The 20,007-nt window shown below is 39.3% G+C and carries 10 protein-coding genes; 8 read left to right on the top strand and 2 right to left on the bottom strand.

Translation table 11 applies throughout. The features are described 5' to 3' along the window. The 7 genes from C245_RS0121700 to C245_RS0121670 all read left to right on the top strand — a co-directional run. Positions 1–475: response regulator transcription factor (locus C245_RS0121700; protein ID WP_017498719.1), on the top strand; the 475-nt coding region annotated here is incomplete at its 5' end. A 969-nt stretch (positions 476–1,444) separates the two neighbouring features. Beyond that, entirely contained in the window at positions 1,445–1,774 is a 330-nt protein-coding gene (locus tag C245_RS0121695) for a hypothetical protein (RefSeq protein WP_017498718.1), read from the top strand. Positions 1,775–1,994: 220 nt separating this feature from the next. Continuing rightward, the gene (locus tag C245_RS0121690; protein ID WP_017498717.1) at positions 1,995–2,234 is read left to right on the top strand and encodes a hypothetical protein; all 240 of its coding nucleotides are present in this window, start codon (positions 1,995–1,997) and stop codon (positions 2,232–2,234) included. A gap of 63 nt (positions 2,235–2,297) precedes the next feature. Further along, positions 2,298–2,801, top strand: coding sequence for a hypothetical protein (locus C245_RS0121685; RefSeq protein WP_157495927.1), 504 nt, complete (start codon positions 2,298–2,300; stop codon positions 2,799–2,801). Between the two features lie 180 nt (positions 2,802–2,981). Beyond that, entirely contained in the window at positions 2,982–6,479 is a 3,498-nt protein-coding gene (locus C245_RS0121680) for a hypothetical protein (protein ID WP_017498715.1), read from the top strand. 4 nt (positions 6,480–6,483) lie between these two features. Next, entirely contained in the window at positions 6,484–7,980 is a 1,497-nt protein-coding gene (locus C245_RS0121675; RefSeq protein ID WP_017498714.1) for a hypothetical protein, read from the top strand. A 2-nt stretch (positions 7,981–7,982) separates the two neighbouring features. Next, positions 7,983–16,538, top strand: coding sequence for a hypothetical protein (locus tag C245_RS0121670; RefSeq protein WP_017498713.1), 8,556 nt, complete (start codon positions 7,983–7,985; stop codon positions 16,536–16,538). Positions 16,539–16,683: 145 nt separating this feature from the next. Here C245_RS0121670 and C245_RS0121665 read toward each other — a convergent pair whose 3' ends face one another. Then, entirely contained in the window at positions 16,684–17,229 is a 546-nt protein-coding gene (locus C245_RS0121665) for a YbhB/YbcL family Raf kinase inhibitor-like protein (RefSeq protein ID WP_017498712.1), read from the bottom strand. A gap of 87 nt (positions 17,230–17,316) precedes the next feature. Further along, complete coding sequence (locus C245_RS0121660) at positions 17,317–18,153, bottom strand: AraC family transcriptional regulator (protein WP_017498711.1); 837 nt, start codon at positions 18,151–18,153, stop codon at positions 17,317–17,319. Positions 18,154–18,412: 259 nt separating this feature from the next. Here C245_RS0121660 and C245_RS0121655 point away from each other — a divergent pair, with 259 nt between their 5' ends. Continuing rightward, complete coding sequence (locus C245_RS0121655; protein WP_017498710.1) at positions 18,413–19,435, top strand: proline iminopeptidase-family hydrolase; 1,023 nt, start codon at positions 18,413–18,415, stop codon at positions 19,433–19,435. Positions 19,436–20,007: the final 572 nt, after the last annotated feature.

The following is a 20,007-nucleotide window of genomic DNA, read 5'->3' as shown; positions in this document are numbered from 1 at the left end:
TACCATAGGTTTTGACTTCTATCAAAATATTCCTGTAGAAGAACGTCTGAATCATACCATCTCCTATGACTTTAGATTGAAGAATCCCAATGGAAAGACTTTTTTAGTGAATCAAAAACTGACTCCTGTTTTCCTGACCAATGATGGAAAAATCTGGAAATCGATTTGTATTATCTCACTTTCTTCTGAATTGCAGTCGGGGAATATTAAAATTTATAAAAAGGGAGAAAATAAGATCTTCAGTTATGACCTTGAAGGAGACTTTTGGAAGGTGCTAAAAAAGATAGAACTGACCAGCCGTGAGAAGGAGGTTTTGCAATATTCTATAAGGGGTTTTACCATTGCCAACATGGCCGAAAGTATGTTTGTATCGGCTGATACGATTAAGTTTCACAAGAGAAAGTTGTTCACCAAACTCGGGGTAGGAAATATTGCTGAGGCCATCGCTTATGCCACCAGTAATAAACTAATTTAATATTCTTTTCTTCTTATAAAAACTATGTTTCTATGCGTGGAGTATTTCCACGCAGATTTTTTCTGTTGTATCTTTTCTCTAGCTATGTCTTAAACACATAGAAACATAGACTTTTACAACCTAGAATAAGGCGTTTCACTTTTAACAAAACACAGAGCATTATAATAGAGAAATGTGTTTCTATGAGACACTCTTTACTCTTTACTCTTTACTCTTTACTCTTTACTCTTTACACATCTCTTAAAACCTATCTATCCATGTGTTGAATGTTTTTCTCGCAGATTTGGCAGATTGTGCAGATTTTTGAAATCCTTATGCTCTCTAGCTATGCTTTAAACACATAGAAACATAGACTTTACAGCCTAAAATAGGGCGTTTCACTTTTAATAAAACGCAGAGCATTATAATAGAGAAATGTGTTTCTATGAGACACTCTTTACTCTTTACTCTTTACTCTTTACTCTTTACTCTTTTCACATCTCTTAAAACCTATCTATCTACGTGTTGAATGTTTTTCTCGCAGATTTGGCAGATTGTGCAGATTTTTGAAATCCTTATGCTCTGTAGCTATGCCTTAAACACATAGAAACATAGACTTTTACAGCCTAAAATAAGGCGTTTCACTTTTAATAAAACGCAGAGCGTTATAATAGAGCAATGTGTTTCTATGAGACACTCTTTACTCTTTACTCTTTACTCTTTACACATCTCTTAAAATCTATTCTACCAAAACTGCACAGCTAATTTCACCAGATCTATTGGGCTCTACCAGCAATCCAAACAACAAAGCATTGTCTTGTTAAAAAATTGTAATTAACTTAAAAACAAGTATTTATACTCGCTTTAAAAAACCATATTTTATCTAATATTGTATGTACCAAAAACAGTGGAGCCAGAACCCACTTACAAAAAAACGAGGCGGATTCCGAAAAGCCTTATGAGTAGGAAACACAAACAAACAAATAAATTATGGCAACTTACCCGTATTCACAAGAAGCACTTTTAGTGAACAGTATCAAAGCAACAACAGTAGTTTCTATTGTGTCAGGAATGCAAGTATCTGTTACTACTTTTACTTCATCAGCAGGAAATTTAGGCTCAATCACCCTTTCTCCTGTACAGCCAACAGCTACAAATGTAGAGTTTAAAGCTGGGGCGCAAAAGCTACAAATCGACCTTATCAGTTTCAGAGCTCAATTCGGCCTTGACAGTGGTCAGGTTACAGCAAGCGGGCGTGCAACGGATCAGGACGGAAACAACGAAACTGCTTTTGCGAAACAAATCGCAACTTGGTCTTAATTAAAAACAACCAGGATATTTTCCTGGGATAAAATTATATTTATGAAGTAGGAAACTGCTTGTATAGACCCCAATCTACACTATAAATATTATATCGATAACAGTCTTTACTGGTTTATCCCATACTTCCTAACTATTCATTAGCCCAGGAAATCTCCTTTTATCCTACTTATACCAGAAAACATTGGACTACAATAGAAATAAAACTAGTATTAAAATTATGGTAACTTATCCTTACCCGGAAGATGCGATATCAGTAAACAGCATCAAAGCATCTACCCTTGTTTCAGTTCTTGAGGGCATGGAAGTATCAACAACAACCTTTACTTCTGCACTGGGAGGCGAAACTTCAACTGTAGTTCCTCTTTCAGGTCCCGGGCCTGTGATACAAAATGGGATTTTAGGATCGGTGCCACTTTCTCCTGTACGGTCAAAAGCCTTGTCATGGAAAAATCACTGACTTGAACAGCGAAAACGAAGTTGTGTTTGCCAAACAGATCGCGGCCTGATCTTAACTAAAATCATGAGACAAATCCCTCCGGAGTCAATTCTATTTATGAAATCAAAAACAGTCTATAGCCATTTCATTTGTAATAAAAATATCCTTTTAAAAGTGATATTAATTCTGATGTTTGTCACATTACCTATGGCTGCGCTGGCTCAGGATACCCTACCGTTACCTCTTGAAAAAATAGCTCCGCCTATAGTCGCAAGCGGAACTACAGGAGAACGTTATTTTGGCGATTTATTAATACATTACGCTATTGATCCCACAGGCAAAATTGTAGTCTGTACTTTATATTTATCCACCGTTTTGGTAGGAGTAGAATCTTTAACTCCCACTAATCCAATTTATCAGTTTGATCTAAAATCAGGAGCAAGTGCTACCAGCGGAAGCCTCAGTATTTACCTGAATTTCTCTCCGTTAGTTTCAACCCTGAAAGCAGATTTGACCTACACGGTCAAAGAAAATAATACCAGTTATCCTTTTAAGGGTGACTTAGTAGGATGGTATGTTTATGAGTAACCAGTTGTGGGATGTGAGATGGAACTATAAAAAAAAAGTTGCAGTTTTCAGTCGCAGTCTCACTTGAAACCTGAAACCTGAAACTTGAAACTTGAAACCTGAAACCTGAAACCTGGAACCTGAAACCTTCAGCCTTTGAACTTTATGACTTTTAACCTTTGACCTTTAGACAAAAAAGATATGGCAACCTTACAATTCACAAATACTTCGTCGGGCAATTCTTCCTTGTATCTGGCAGCAAAAGATAACAGTTGGTTCGCCTATTTACTGGCAAATGGAGTTACAGGACCTGCAAGTGGTTCAATAGGTCTGGATGAACTTTCCGGTTACAATGGTTATTTTTTATTTTCTTTAAATGCCCCCACCATTGACATCAATACGTTTGTAAGCAATGTATATTCATTTCTTGGTCCGCTGCAAACTTATCAGTCGGCATCGGTTGTTTGGTTTGAAAATCCCAATACAGCGCTGACTGCAAACAACACTACCCAACTAATTTTAACAGGAGGCGCCAATGGGGTCTATTCTGTTCTAACAGGGTTCAACTACAGTTTCGGGAATGATTTTGCAACGCTTTTTATAAGCAACAACAATGTCTTGCTAACACTCGATACTACCAATAACACGATGATAATATCCGGTCAGCAAGGATCGGCCAACTATAGTTTCAGACCCAATAATATTGCTTCTTCAAGTCAGATTCAGAGTACTATCGAAATACCTCTTACGGGTGTCGGACAAGGTCACATCAGGTTTGTACTTGGTTTTGATGCCGCTTCAGACTTTATCGGTTTTAATGTAAGCAATCAATATAGTTTTAACAACAATGCGAACAGCGGTGTACTGACAAGGGTTACTTTCGCCTTGATTGAAGCAGGAAGTCTGAACGATTTAATCACCATGCAGAGTAGTATTTTCCCCTGTGATTTACTGAATAAGGCCGGAGTAAATACTTATTTTGCCTATTTGGGATTAACCTACAATACCTTTACTCAACAAAGCAGGCTTTCAGCACTGTCTTCTTATTATCTGACTAATTTTGGATATCCACTCATTTTAATTCCTTATACGAATTTTACAAACAATGGTGTTTCCCTAAATTACCCAACACAAAACAGTTCGATGCTGGTTTTTAGCGAGCAGACTCCGGACGACCCAAATGCCGTTTGGTACATGACACCTCAAGGCGCATCATCTCTAACACTTGACATTTCGTATCAAAACAATGTAGACACCAACGATCAGGTGCAATTGATGTGCGGACTGGGTTCTACAGAAACCATCAGTTTTACGCCTCAGTTTATCGATATCAACAATACCATTACCGGAACGGGAGACTGGCTCTACTACCAGACCAATCAGAATGCATTTGCACCACAGTTCCCTATTCAGGCTACGCAAAATGTTGTAGGCAGTAATACCACTCAGGAATGGCTGGCGAACAGCTATATTACAGCATGGAATGGTGTAGTTTTAGCTAATTCTGAACAAACACCGGTCGTTTACCATGCTCAGCCTCAAGGGTCTCCTCTATTCTCTCCGGATAAAGATTCACAATCTCCACTGTTCAGTCACCTGACCACCGGATCAGGCGTCTTATCTGCTGCTAAAGAAACTATATTTTTCCCTTTAGTACCCTACGGAGCTGTAACGGCTACTCCGTCTAAAAATGTTGATTTCTCCTTGTTCGAAAAACAAATACTTAACCCAACAAGAAAAGCAATTATTGCTAATGTAGTAAGTTCTGAAAATCTTCCACCTACTGCCAGCCGATTATTAAATGCCAGAGCAAGCGTAAACGACAACGAAAGTGGAATATCCTCGACCAGCCCGCAAGGATTTTATGTAAATGTAAATCCTAACGATGGCAAATGGAATACCTTACAATTGGCCAGCAATCAATTTTTGACATCAAACGGCACTCTTTCTAAAATATTTAATTTACAATTTACACCGCCAAGTTCAACATTACAAACCGCCTTACAGTCCAATCAGCTGTTTTTGGTGATCTCATACAATCAAAAACTGAGCGACGGAACTTATGTCCTGGATAATTTCAGCAATGAAATGGAGATTGCGGAATGGCCTTTTATATTGAATGTCCCTAAAGAACCTGCCAACGGAAAATACAAAAATGTCATCATCTTTAAATTCTGCACCGGGAAGCTAACCGATAAAGTTCAAAACATTCAGGGATGGAATTCTCCGGATACTTTTAATGATACCAGCAGTAATGGGCTGCCTAATCTGAGTATGTGGCTACAACAGTACATCCAAAGCGGAATGGACAAGTATACGGTACAGCACGATAATGATTATCTAAATTTTTACAACATTGCGACCAATCCTAACTGGCAGGGAATTATCGCACTAGGCGTTGATATCAGTGTACAGGATTTTCCAAAAGAACTACAGGGACTACTTGCCGGTATCGATTTAGATAATTTTTATGCACATCATTTTGGGGTTGACATTAGTATTGTAAACAATGACAAAGGTAACGTTTCTATGCAGCCTACCAGCTCGATGTTTGCTTTGATCGATTACGAAGATCCTACTTTTGAAAGCATGGGCTCCGATCCTGTGGTTTATAAAAATACGGCTCCGATCAATGGTACGGTAGATTATGATTTTGTGGTATTGCAATTAAAGATTGTATTTACCAACAGCAAAATATACAACTACAACAGTTATCTGGCGCTTACTGTCAACAAACTCTTTGGAGAAAAAATTGATGCCTCTAACCGTGCCAATTTAATTGTACTGACAGGTACTTACGAAAACAACAATGGAGTTCCGTCGTATGCTTTTACCAATACCTCCGATAATGTTCTGAATCCTGTAAATACCAATATTATAACTGATATTGAGTTTATCAAAACTGCTTTTGTTACCGTGGTATCTCAAAACGATGTGACGAGCGATACGGTTAATGCTAAGTTCTCTTTCTGGGGTTTTATCAATTACAATGATCTCGAAGGTTTTGATTTATTCTCTTTCGGAACGGAACCCGAGAGTACCACAAACAATTTCAGAGGACTTTCCTATTCTAATATGTATGTTGATCTTACCTTTCAGTTAGAAACTCCCACGACCAAAACTTTCGTGTTCGACATCAGTCAGATGTCATTTGATGTGGGACAAAGCACTCCAAGGAAAGACAGTTTGTATTCTCATTTTCCTTTACAATTGTCGGGTATAACCAACGGAGATGCCACTAATAGTCCAACTTCTCAGGGCTATCTGAATGTAGCTATACCCTCTTTACAGCAACAGCAAAGCGTAAGCGGTCAATGGTATGCATTGGTATTTAACCTGAATATGGGAACACTGGGGTCACTTGCAAGTTCAGCCGGATTTACCTCAACCTTTATGATGGCCTGGTGCGTGGGTGCAAAAGGTGCCTGGGCAGGAGTAAAATTACCGGGAGTTAATCCGCAAGCTCCTTCTTTTAGTTTGCAGGGCGTTCTTAAGCTAAATATTGGCTCCATCATGCTGCAAAAAGCAACCGGTACAGCAACTACTGCTTATCTGATGAAGATCAATAATATTGCTTTAGAGGTATTCAGTTTATCTTTTCCACCGGGAGGAAATATATGTTTTATGCTATTTGGCAACCCAGCCGCCAATGCAAAACCTGAGAGTTTAGGCTGGTACGGATCATACGTAAAAAGTTAAAGATATGCCATTTAGTTCTACCATAACAAAATTACTTGATGAAGCAGCCCAGATAAACGATGCGTCATTTGACAAAAATCTGGCTGCATTAAAAGCGTTTTTAAAGGATCCTAAGACTGAGGACCAGCTACGGTTTATAATTTTTTCCAGTGGAGGTTTGGGCCATCAGTCTACCGCAGCCAATATTATATACCGAATGGTTTCTCTGGGATTAAAAGGAACCTACGAGGTGATTTATTTCCTTAATGATATCAAAAAAATAGCGATATTATTTCCTCAATTCGATCCCAAAAATCCTTATACCCCTGTAATCATGGGGGATGCAACTTTTATTTTTGTTGATGAAACTACATTCAGATCATCTGGACCACCTATTTATAAAATAGGTATAACTGGAGGAGCAGATCTTGTGAGCCAGAACATAGCAACGTACTTTTATGTTCAGTATTTATTAATATTACAGCCTTATCAATGGAAACAGGCTCCCAGTCTGATACAATCTGCAGATGAAATCCCAACATTAAATACATCCCTTGATAATTCAAGAGCATTAAGCCCTTTGTCCTTTGCTAAAAGAGGTTACTATATAGCTGATCCGGTTATGGATGCTACAAATATTGACTATTTTTTGAAATCTGAATATGCTGGTAAATACCCTATTTACAATCAAATCACTACTTCATTGCTAGCAAAAAAGACTAATATGATGCCGGTATACGGAATAGACTCTCTTAGTTTCCAAGACATTAACATCGCCACAGCACTCTTTAATTTAGCAACCAGTATAGCCATCGCACAGGACAAAACAGCTTTAGTTGGCGGTCAGGTTAAGGGAACTGTCATGGTTGTTATTTCAACATTATCCAATGAAACTTATGAAGAATTCAATGGATTAATCGAAGGAACAAATCCTGAATTGGAAAATAATCCGTTAAGAGATTGGATTATCGAAAATAAGATCCCCACAAGAATCAAAACTTACAACTATAATGACGCAGCTTTACCGGATGCTATTACAGCATTAGAGGGTAAACCGAACAACATTGTAGTTGTAAATATGGGATCTTTACCTCTATACGCTTTTAACTATCTCTACTTTATTGCTGATATGCCTCCCGTTTTTGAAGGGGCAGCAACCAACAGTCTAGTATTAAACTTCGGTAAAGATTATCTCGCACTAACCAGTCAGCTTAATGATACTTTTACCCTATATCCTACACTTCCTCTTAATGCAGTAAATGCTGCCGAGGATCCTGAATCGATGAAAGACGTAAGTACTATTATCGGATCTACCCTCCTCAACTGGAAAAGAGATATTGAAGATGGCAGCTATGATGTACCAGCAGAAATATTAGCTTTTGCTATACTTATTGCATTTGAAGGCGCAGACACTTCCGGTCAGATCTATTTTCGCTCATTAAGAACATTTTTTCACAATCAACGTGAAGATAAAATGCTTATGGGAGTATTTTATCTATTACAGTATTTAAAAAATAAATAAGCATGGCACAAGATAAACTGACATTAAAAAGCTTGTACGAATCCATTCAGACACAGATCATAAATGGAAGTGGTACTTTTTACCTTGTACCTGATGTATTTAATACAGATAGAATTGGTACTTTTTATTCCGGTATCATCGACGGAACTAATTTTACCATTAGCGAAGCAGCATTACAACCAGACCAATGGAATGATACTCTTCTGGAGTTTACGCTTACAGGAAACAGTAATTCAATAGGTGGCATGGCCATGCAAACCTCATTTATCTTCAGTGATTCAGATATTGGAATTCTTTCAAATCTAACTGCCACGCAGAATAACGGTTCATGGGAAATTGCCGGAATAAATTGGTTCTCATTTTCCAATCCTTTTATCGGTGTTCAGGTTTACGAAAGTGACGCGACCGTTTTTGGATTCATAGGAGGAACAATTAACACAGGGGTGAGTCTGACTTTAAAGATGAGCTATCCTGTTGTCGATAATACCTGGTTGTTTCAAGGAAGTTTTAATGCTCCATTACCCAACATATCCAACTTTTTTCAATTAGTAGGAGGTGTAAATTTAAGTGCTGCACTTCCACAGCCTTTTAGTACATTAACTGACTTAGGGTTACAGGAAATAGATATCATGTATGACGCAACGGGTCAACAGGTAAATTACATATCGGTTGGTATAGGTACGGCCCCCACCTATGTCTGGCAGATCCTGCCTAAAATGGCAATAACTAATATTAGTATAATTGCCATGATTCAAAACCCCGGCAATTCTCAATCTATTTCCACTTCTTTTACTATTACAGGTAGTTTTACCATTGGTCCGCCCAATTCAAACCTATTAACCTTAACTGCAACAACAGCACCCAGTTTTAAAGCGCAGGTGAGTCTCGATTCAGGTACGATACAGTTAGGTGATTTGTTAAGTATGTTCTGGAGTGGTACTTCGCTTGATTTAAATTCAGAAATTACGATCTTAAATGTGCTGATTGCTCCTACATCACAAAACTATTCTGTAAACTGCAATGTTGTTTCAGACTGGACCTTTTTCTCCCTAACCAATCCGGACTTAAGTTTTACCATGACCGGTTTAACATTAGACATCAACAGTCGACAGGGAGCAACCACGGGGCAGATAGCGGGGACTTTTCACATAGGCCCTTCCACTCCCGATTCCGGAGTTGATTTAAACATATATGCCGCTTATGATGCCGAAGCCTGGACTTTTGGTGCCAGTACCGGAACCGATCAGGTAATTTCTTTAAGTGATATTGCGGTTACTTTTCTACAGGCCTTTGGTATGGGGTACGACACCATTCCGAGTTGGGTAAAAGACAATTTACCGAGCATCAGCAATGTGAGTTTTAAAGATGTTCTGCCTAATGATAAAGCAAAATCTTCGATCTACAACATAAAAGGTGATGTCGCCTGGCATTTACAATACAGCTCTTTCAATCTGGATTTGAGTGCCAATGTTGACATTACATACACCGATGGTAAAACATCGGGAACCATTACCGGTACAGCCGATGCCCGACAAATGCTCGGACTGACTTTTATCGTGGGATACAAATTTGGCACACCTGATACCGAAGTATATTTAAAAATACCGGAATTTGCCAGCACAATTACCTACACCAGTGGTGCACAAAACGATACTATCGACATTAGATTTGATAAAATATCACTGGGTGAAATTATCACAACATTGGTCGGCACTTTTAGCCCCGGATTTAGTTTATCGGCTCCATGGAATTTACTAGATAGTATCGATCTTTCCGGTTTCGAGTTTAAATATACCCGCTACAAAGATTCAGCTAAAAGTACTATTGTAGCCAGTATTCCGGTTAATGTAGATTTAGGCTTTATCAATATAAAAGCACTCAAAATCACCAAAGATGAATCGATTGCCAATAGTGGCGTTTATATCTATATTGACGGTACTTTCTTAGGATTGCCTATCGAAAGTGATTCGCCCTTACAAAAAGACGGTAAAGGAAGCGATGCCACTAAAATGCCGGCTGTACCGGGAATGGGAAGCGAGTTTTTCGACCTGAAACTACTCGCTATGGGACAGCATGTTACGATGTACGACGTTCCAAGTCTGGACTCCGTAGATGCCACCATCACAGCATTATCTACTGCATTTACCAGCTCGTCCGACGAAAGTTCCACTGCGATACCCGTACCGGCAGCAACCTCCACCACCAAACCGGGAACACTTGTTTTTGATCAGGACAGCAACTGGCTGATCGGAACTGACTTTACGGTGGCTAAATTTTATCGAATCGCAGCTGTATTCAACGACCCAAATATGTATGGATTGTTGGTTGGAGTAAGTAAGGAAGCAGGTGCATTCAAGAACCTTCAATTTGAAATTCTTTATAAAAAAATAAACGACTCTATCGGAATGTATCAGATTGATCTGCAATTACCGGATCAGTTCAGACATTTAGAATTTGGAGCCGTTTCAATTACCCTTCCGATTATTGGTGTAAAAATATACACCAATGGAAACTTCTTTCTGGATTTTGGATTCCCGGCCAGCATTACTGATTTCTCCCGTTCCTTCTCGGTACAGGTATTTCCGTTTGTAGGTTTCGGAGGGTTCTATTTCGGCTACCTAAGCGGAGCCACTTCCAGTAGTGTTCCGACCACCACTTGTGGTGTGTTTAATCCGGTGATCGAATTTGGTTTAGGTCTTTCTTTAGGAGTAGGTAAAACTGTCGATCAGGGTATTTTAAAAGCAGGACTTTCCCTGACTGCTGTGGGGATCTTTCAGGGAGTTCTCGGCTTTTTCAGCGCCAATACTTCTCTGAGTACGCACGATGAAACGTACTTTAAAATTCAGGGAACTTTTGGTTTAACCGGACACATTTACGGCGAGATCAATTTTGCGATTATCTCGGCCCGACTTGATATTATGGCCTATGCCTATATCACCATGATCATCGAAAGTTACAAACCAATACCAATTACTTTTGAAGCCGGTGTCTCAGTAAAACTGACTGTAAAAATCAACTTAGGATTCTTCTCTATTAAAGTATCCTTACACTTTAGCGCTACAATCACGGCTTCGTTTATCATTGGCAGCGATACCTCGGCTCTCGCACCATGGAACTATTGTCCGGTAAAAGGATCAGGACAGCGAGCAGCATTAGATATGACCAGCAGCAATCTAAGCATGATGAGCCTTAACGCCGCTCCGGTATATTTAAAATGGCAGCCGATACAGCCTGCTGCAAAAGTACCTTTGGATTTACTGTTCTTCCCGCAATTAACCGTATCTTCAGCAGGACCGCAGTATGCCTCGATGTTGTATATCAATACTGATCCTAACGATAACAGTCTTGCTGCTTTAACCGAAGGAGTGCTCTATTGGGCCATTAATGCTCTTATAGGAAATACAAGCGAAAATACCGGTCTGGACTGGCTAAAAGAACAAACCCTGACTGCCGGTCAAATCAGTACACTGCTTTGCTACTTCAATACAAGACCTAATCATGTAGCACCATTCAACTATATCAATACGTCGAACAACGACATCAGAACCTTTTTCAGTACTTATTTCCAGTTAAACATTCGTGCTGTTGACGCTTCGCAAAACGGAAGTATGGACGCAGCAGTTTTCCCTGTAGTTCCTGAATTGATTTTAAACACTGATCTCAATGGTACTGCGGGGACCCCGATTAATTTTGCGACCCAGAGCATGACGGGAACTCAAAATTACATTAGCGACATCACCGTATTACTTGCCTCATCTGCAGTAGAATATCAATCCAGCATTACGGCAGAATATTACGATTCTACTGATTGCGGCAATGTAAGTGATCCAACGTATGAAGATCAGCCAAACTTATCGTTCCCTACATTTATGTTTACCGATTTTGTAGCGTTACTGGCTAAACAGGCCCTACAGGCAGCGGCTGATTATCTGGACAAACAGGAAACACTTTCAGCCAAAGTAAGCGATGTGGTTTCTAATGCAGTTACAGACAGCGTACAGGGAATTGGCGGTATGGCATCGCGCTTTATGCTTCACGGATTAAGATTGCCACAGCCACCGGATGCAGCTAAAGGAACAACACAGCCTCTATATGTTTTAACAGGTCAGCAGATTGCAATTCCTTCGACTTTAAAAGCAGGTGATAAATATTCTGTACTGTTACAAAATCCTAATGTAAGCTGGATTAATATGGTATCAGGTACCAATAATACTTTAACCATAACGATTGACGACAGTGAAATTCAGCACATACAGGATGTGGCATCGATTACCTTATCACCAACTCTTACTTATGGTCCAACCGCGCTTATCAACTACAATGATACTCCGCAGACCTTCTCATTAGGAGCTCCGGCATTATGGCAATATCCGGGGGATTATTATTCCGGTATTACCAACAAACCGGTCATCTGGAAATTACCGTCTAACTTAACTACCATTTTTGCAGAGGAAGGAAACTGGCAATTTGACGTTAAAACCTTAACCACAACCAGTACAGGGACCACTAAGGCAACGGTAAAAAATTATACCTGGGGTACAGTTGTTAATTTTTCTTTACAAAAAATAACAGCAGTAGACGGTCAGGTTACTCCTCTGTCCAACAACATGTACAATCTGGTAGGTGCCGACGATGCAGGAACTGTTTATTTAGAGGAATTACTGACCTACCTGAACACACACGGTGACAGCGATGGAACCAAAACCATACAGCAAATTCAGATTCTGTACCAGCCTGATCCGACTCAAAACTCAGATGGAGGTTATATTTCAGATGCCAACGGAGGCTATAAAACAGCCATTGTACAAGCGAATTTGTCTACAGAAACGAATCCTGTAGAAGGAATGCTGGCAAGAAGTTTTGTCCTTGAAACTCCCGAACGAGATTACAATACCCTGAACAATGCAGGAGATTTTATTAAATTATTGTGGGAGTGCAGTATTGTTCGCAGTGGCGGTTTCTACTTCTATTACAACAACAGCGAGAATAAAGGTTTACCGGATACACTATTTGCAGGTACCGGAATGGCAACTATTGCACTAGTCATAACTTATGACAATTTGATCTTAAGTCCGTTTGTAAACAGCGTTGTGATTGGCGATACTATTGACACTACGAATACCTCTGTTTATGTTCAGTCTCCGGACACTGCTCCTGTCGCTCAGCAATATACCACACGTGTAGCTACTCTGTTACCGGGAACAGTTGGTTACGAAGTTTCCCGTAAAAATCCGGGGGATTATGTCCCTACACAGCCTGTACCAACCTTAGCCGAAGATCAAATATACCTGCAGACTCAGTTCAACCTTATTGGATTAACGGTACCTTCTATTCCCGCCTATATTAACCCAATGCCCGCAGGTCCGGTAGATTCTATGGACGACGAGGCCATTCAAAATACCAAAAACGGAAATGCTTCCGCCAATGATGATGTTGAAGACTGGAACTACAGCGCCGTTGTACCTTATTACAAATATGTACAACAGCAGGGCACTGATCCTAAATACCCAAACCCATATGCCGGTATTGGAACTACGGTACAAATGGTAATGAACTGGCAGGACATGTTCGGAAATATCCCTCCAAGCAGTACAACTCCGCTGAATGCGTCTATGCAGCTGCTATATTCTGATGCCATTATTGCGCTCAGTCAATGGCCATCGGTATCGGTATCGTATTTATTCAGCCCGGTAAGCGGTAAACCCAACATCAGTCTGAACTTTAATTTTAATACTGTTCGCTATGTGGGCGACGGAGCTCAGAATAATGCTCAGATCGATATTATTACGTTTATGAATCTCTATTATCAGCTTAGCAGCAGTGATATGGTTATTCATTACACCACAACCGTAGAAGATCAGTCCAATGCACAAGGGGTAATTACTCCAACAGACCATAGTATAGCTAACAGTGATTTACTGACCAATTTTATCAATCCTATCATCGTATATTTAAATGCAATCATTGCAGGACAACAGCCTGCAGCGATTCAAACCTATACCATAAGTACTGTAGTAAACACTGCTAATATTACGACTTTGACCGAAATTTCACTGGTTGCGACAAGTTTAACCATGAAACGTATCGCAAACTTAGATCCTAATTTTGCTAATGTAGCGGGAGTCGCTTCATCCAATACCGTTATACAGCCTCTATCAGAAAACGGTGTGAACGGTATGCTGGCACTGACCTATTTTGCCGAACAATTTGAAGCTGCTTTTATCAATCAGCCAAATACTGGTATTGTAATTAAAGCTGCGACCGGAGCCAATCTTACCAAAGGCAATAGTGACACCACTGCAAATGCACCGCTATGGATGGTTCGTTTTGACAGCACCGGAGCAAATGGTCTTAAATTCGGGTTCAACAATCAGCAGGTATACTATTTCGCCCCGATTCCGTTGGCAACCAGCTTACAATCGTTCTCTGCTAAAATAAACACGTATCAACAAGGCAAACCTTATCCAACCGATAGTGGTGTGACTAAAAATTACACCAGTATTGATATGGACAGTTGGGGCTTGCAGTTTTTACAAGCCGTTGATAAATTCCTAAGCCCAACCTATTCAGTTCCTGCATTTTTACTGACCGCAGATGAAGTATTTACCGGAGATCCGGATTACCTGCAATTGATTTTGGATGCCAAACAAAAACTGGCCGAAGCGATTGAAGGAACTATAGACTTTATTATTGAGCCAAATGCCGGAAAAGGTCCTTCGAATATTGGTAATGCACAGGAAAAATGGAAACAGCAAATTTTGATTCAACTGGCGAATGCTTATCGTTATATTGCTTCTGTACAGACTACGGCGAGTATAAGTTCGGCCTATAAAGGCAGTGAATATGCGAATTCAAACAATGTCCCTCCGCAACCGCCTTATGTTCCTAATTTATACGGAAAAATGCTAGGTATTGATCCGGTTGCTGACGGTTCCGATACCATTCTGAAATCGACAGAGTACTCTTTATCTACCGCAAAAGTTCCAACGGCTAATGGCAATTCCTGGTTGACTTATATGTTTGAAGCCAAAGATGCTGCCGACAGCCGTAGCTTCTCTTTTGGCGATATGGAATACAAAGTGAGCCATCTGGAATTTGACATTACACAAGTACCTGATTTAGCAGATTATCTTGCTTCTTCATGGCTTACCTTTATTGTACCTCTGGATGCCGAAATAGATCACAAAGAGAGCCCACTTGCCGGCATGAGTGATGTTGGTAAAACCACCATACCGGTACCGTTGCGCGCCTATCCGACACCACCGTCGATATCGGCACAGAACTTTGATTATCCGGTAAATGATACTGGCCAGCAGCAGCCAATTACCATACAGGAGGCTCGTATATGGGAGTATTACTATACGTACCAAAATCCTTCTGCGGCACAGGATACTATTGTAACCGAAATCCAGTTTAACGTTACCGACGAAAATCAAAGCTTTAATGCCAGTTCCAATACCCCTAATTTAGGCTTATATCAGGCATTTGCTCAATTCATCGATTCCTATCCGCTAATCAATGCCGATTTCGATAATTGTCTTGCCATGCTAACCCCTGCAACTCTAAAAGCCGATTCCACTTTGGCTATTAATGCCCGTTATGCCATGCTTGCCTTTATTGATATTGTTAATGAGGTAGCGACACAATGGTCAATAACCAATCAGGTTAATCCGAGAAAGGTAAGCTTTAATGCAAGAGCTTTCGATGCCGCGCCGGCTCCGCCATTTACATTGGCTTATACCATCACCGAAAGTCCGCAAGAGACCACCGAATACTTAATTGTGACTATTGATTCCACTAACCAGCAATCGGCTAATGTGACCATTAATGTTACGATTGCAGGTTATACCAGCGAACTTATCGAGGGTAAAACCAATGAATTCCTCTATTATAATCTCGACAATGACGGAAATCAAGTATACCTTCTTTATGAAAACCGAAATAATGATCCATCCAGAACGGTTCTGCTCAATGGTTTAGATATTTTAAGCGCACAAAATGCCTGGAGCAGCGTAGCAGTAATCAGAAACGAAGAACTGTTAGAAAATGAGGACGGAACCTGGCAAACCACCAATCCGCTATTTATCTACCAGACACCACAGGTGATGTTCTACAACAAGCTAATTCCGTTGCTCAATGCAAACAGCGCAATAGATATTAATACCATTGGAACAGCAACTTACCCGGTACAGCCAACCCGTACCCTTAATGTTCAGTTATTGGCATTGTTTGATGCTTTAACCGAAAATATAAACAGTGCTATTACAGAATTTACCATTAAGATGCAGTGTGATTATACCTACATCATTCCGGGAACCACTTTCCCTATAGATGTGCCAGTCTTATTGGTAACCCCAACCACACTGACTGTTGCCGATCATGGAAAAGATATAGCCGATATGATCACGGAAGGAATAAACAGCTGGATGCAAACCAATAATCCGCAAACCAATGCAGGAACATTTGCCTTCATGCTGACGGCTTATTCCGTAACCGATAACTATGTCCCGATATTACAAATTCCGTTTACCTTGTTATTAGAAGATATCACCACATAATTAAAATACCTATAACTTATGCATAAAAAAATGAAATATAAATATCATAACAAAACTGCCAAAACATCAAAACTGGCTGCAATATCATAAGAAAAAAGGGAATCTCACAGTTAGAGATTCCCTTTATTTTTTCTTAAACAGAAAATTACCTTTTATAATAAGCAACAATACTTGCTTTTGCCAAAGTCTGATTCCATAAATTAAACCCTACGATAGCCGGATTGGTATTTTCATCAAGTCCTAATTTATCCGTTTTAAGAGCATAAACAGTAATGATGTATTGATGAAATCCATGGCCTTCCGGCGGACAAGGGCCCCCAAATCCTTTTATTCCATAATCAGTAATGCTTTGAACAGCACCTTTTATCGGAAATTTATCTTTAGCCCCCGCATTAGTTACCAGTTCGTTTACATCTGAAGGAATATCAAATACAATCCAGTGCCAAAATCCACTTCCCGTTGGCGCATCTGGATCATACATGGTCACAGCGAAACTTTTTGTTCCAACTGGCGCATTTTTCCAAAGCAACTGAGGAGATTGATTCTCTCCGGCACAGCCAAATCCTTTAAATTCCTGTACTTTAGTAAGCTCACCTCCCAAATCTTTACTGGTTAGTGTAAAAGTCTTCTGTCCGAAAATTGTTGTGGTAAAAATTAAGGACATTATCAAAATTGCATTTACTTTTTTCATTTTTTTATGGTTTAAGATTTTAAACAAATCTAACCCTGAAAATAGAAAGTAAATGGAGACAAAGGCTCAAAAACTATAGCCAAAAGCTCACTTTTTCTGTGCCTGTTTTGGTGTTACTCCATATTTTGACTTATAAGCCTGAGTAAAACTGGATAAGCTTTCATAACCTGCTTCAAAATAAACTTCTGAAGCACTTTTTTGCTCCTGATGAAGTAAATAATGAGCAAACTCCAGCCTTTTATGCTGAAACCATTTAATGGGTGATTCCGAATAATGTTTTTCAAATTCCCTTTTAAAAGTCGAAACACTCATATTACACAAAAAAGACAACTCCTTTAATGACAATTTACTAAGATGACTGCTTTCTATAATCTGAAAAAACTTTTGTGAAGAATCATCGCTTTTTACTGTTAACGAATACAAAAACTCTGTACCGTACATCCCCACCAAATAAAGCATTAACTCTTCAAACTTAACTTCCAGCAACTTACTTTTAATCTCAATCGAAAGTTTTGAAATATCTACCAAACTATCTACAAACCGCTTAAGAAACACATCATATTCAAAAGCGCGCACAGACTTACATTCTTCAGCTTCCTCCTTTCTCCATTCCATTTTTCTAATAAATCGCAGCAGAATTTCATTCGAAAAAAATAAAACAACACTTCTATAGTTAGACGAATCCGAAAGCTTCTCCGTCATTAAACAATGTCCCGATTTCATAATAAGAAACTTCGAAGCATCGATCGATACAGCCGAATTATCAAAAACAACTTCCTTTGTACCTTCAATCAAAAAACTAAATACATTCTGATTCAGAATAATTTGCTGCTTAGAAATCCTTTTCGAACTAGTATAATCATAGACGTTAATCAATCTTGATTGATCAAGATTTAACTCGTCAGGAAGCGTTAGTACATTCATAGTAACAAAAAAGGAAATAAATTTTAATCGTACAGTTAACTAATTCTGCATGAGTCGCAGATAGGAAATTTGACTTCTTACGACAATTACAAACAAGCTGTAAATATAAACTTTTCCACACTTTCATTCCTCTACTGATTTAAGAGTTTTGAAGTAAATGCTCAATTAATCTTATTACCAATTTCTTCATGAGTTCAATCAAAAATAAATTCGTATTTTTAATTACAAACGAATGTTCTAAATCACTAATTCCAAAGTTATGCGTTATAGTATTGTCATTCTTGCCTTTTTACTGTTGATTTCTTGTAAAAACGAATCTAAAACCGACTCATTATCCAACTACTTTACTTACAATAAGGAGTCAGAAGTAGAATCGGCAGGCGTCAGGATGATACCTATAAAAACCCCTGTTGGAGAATTTAAAGTTTGGACAAAACGTTTTGGAAACAATCCAAAAATAAAAATACTGTTGCTTCATGGAGGCCCTGCAATGACGCACGAGTATATGGAATGCTTTGAGACATTCTTTCAACGCGAAGGATTTGAGTTCTACGAATACGATCAGTTAGGATCTTATTATAGCGATCAGCCAAAAGACAGCAGCTTATGGACTACAAAACGTTTTGTGGAAGAAGTAGAACAAGTGCGCAAAGCAATCGACGCCGATCATAATAATTTTTATGTCCTTGGGAACTCATGGGGTGGTATTTTAGCCATGGAATACGCCCTTAAATATCAACAAAACATGAAGGGTTTACTCGTATCCAACATGATGGCCAGTGCCCCAGATTACGGAAAATATGCCGATGAAGTACTTTCAAAACAAATGAAACCAGAAGTACTGGCAGAAATCAGAGCCCTTGAAGCCAAAAAAGATTTCAACAACCCACGGTATATGGAATTACTTCTTCCAAATTTTTATCAAAAACACCTATGCAGACTAAAAGAATGGCCGGACGGCCTCAATCGTGCCAGCAAACATATCAATAGTGAAATCTACAGCTTAATGCAGGGACCTAGTGAATTTGGCATCAGTGGTCGTTTAGCCAATTGGAATATTAAAAATCGCTTGCATGAAATTACAATTCCAACCTTAATGATTGGCGCAAAATATGACACTATGGATCCAAAAGCAATGGAAGAACAAAGCAAATTAGTCAAAAAAGGACGTTATCTCTATTGCCCAAATGGAAGTCATCTCGCCATGTGGGACGATCAAAAAATCTTCATGAATGGAGTAATTCAGTTTATAAACGATGTCGACACCAAAGTTTTTCAATAACAAACTAAATTCCAATCTATTAAAGACAACAATTATTATGGCGTTCCCCTTTGGGTCGGGCTGTCCGCTAAATCTTTTGCGATAGAAGTTTAAAGGAATTTTTAAATGAACGGTCATCGCAAAAGGATATCGCTTCCATCCCTAACGCAGTCTATGATAAAAAGAATATTTAAAGAAAAAAAGGACTAAAGTTTTTAACCGCAAAGTCCGCAAAGGTATAAGCAAAGCACGCAAGGAAAAAGGGCTGAAAGCCCGAAAAGCAGAGAGCATGGTGCCAAGCACTATGAACCAAAATGAACAGTAAATATCGCCCTGAAAGAGCAAAAGCCATCTACAGCCAATAAAAAAATCCGCCCCAATCCGCGTACATTTTTTTAAACAGCAAAGAACACAAGAAAAGGGCTGAAAGCCCGAAAAGCAGAAAGCATGGTGCGAACCAAAATGAACAGTAAATATCGCCCTGAAAGGACAAAAACCCATACACCTAATAAAAAATCCGTTCTAATACGCGTTTTCGCCTAGCGAATCCGTATCATCTGTGTACTTTTTTTTAACCGCAAAGAGCGTAAGAA

This window comes from Flavobacterium sp. WG21, from assembly GCF_000335775.1.
Classification (GTDB): Bacteria; Bacteroidota; Bacteroidia; order Flavobacteriales; family Flavobacteriaceae; genus Flavobacterium; species Flavobacterium tructae.
The sequence above is the reverse complement of the archived record's forward strand: the minus strand, read 5'-3'. Positions and strand labels throughout refer to the sequence as shown.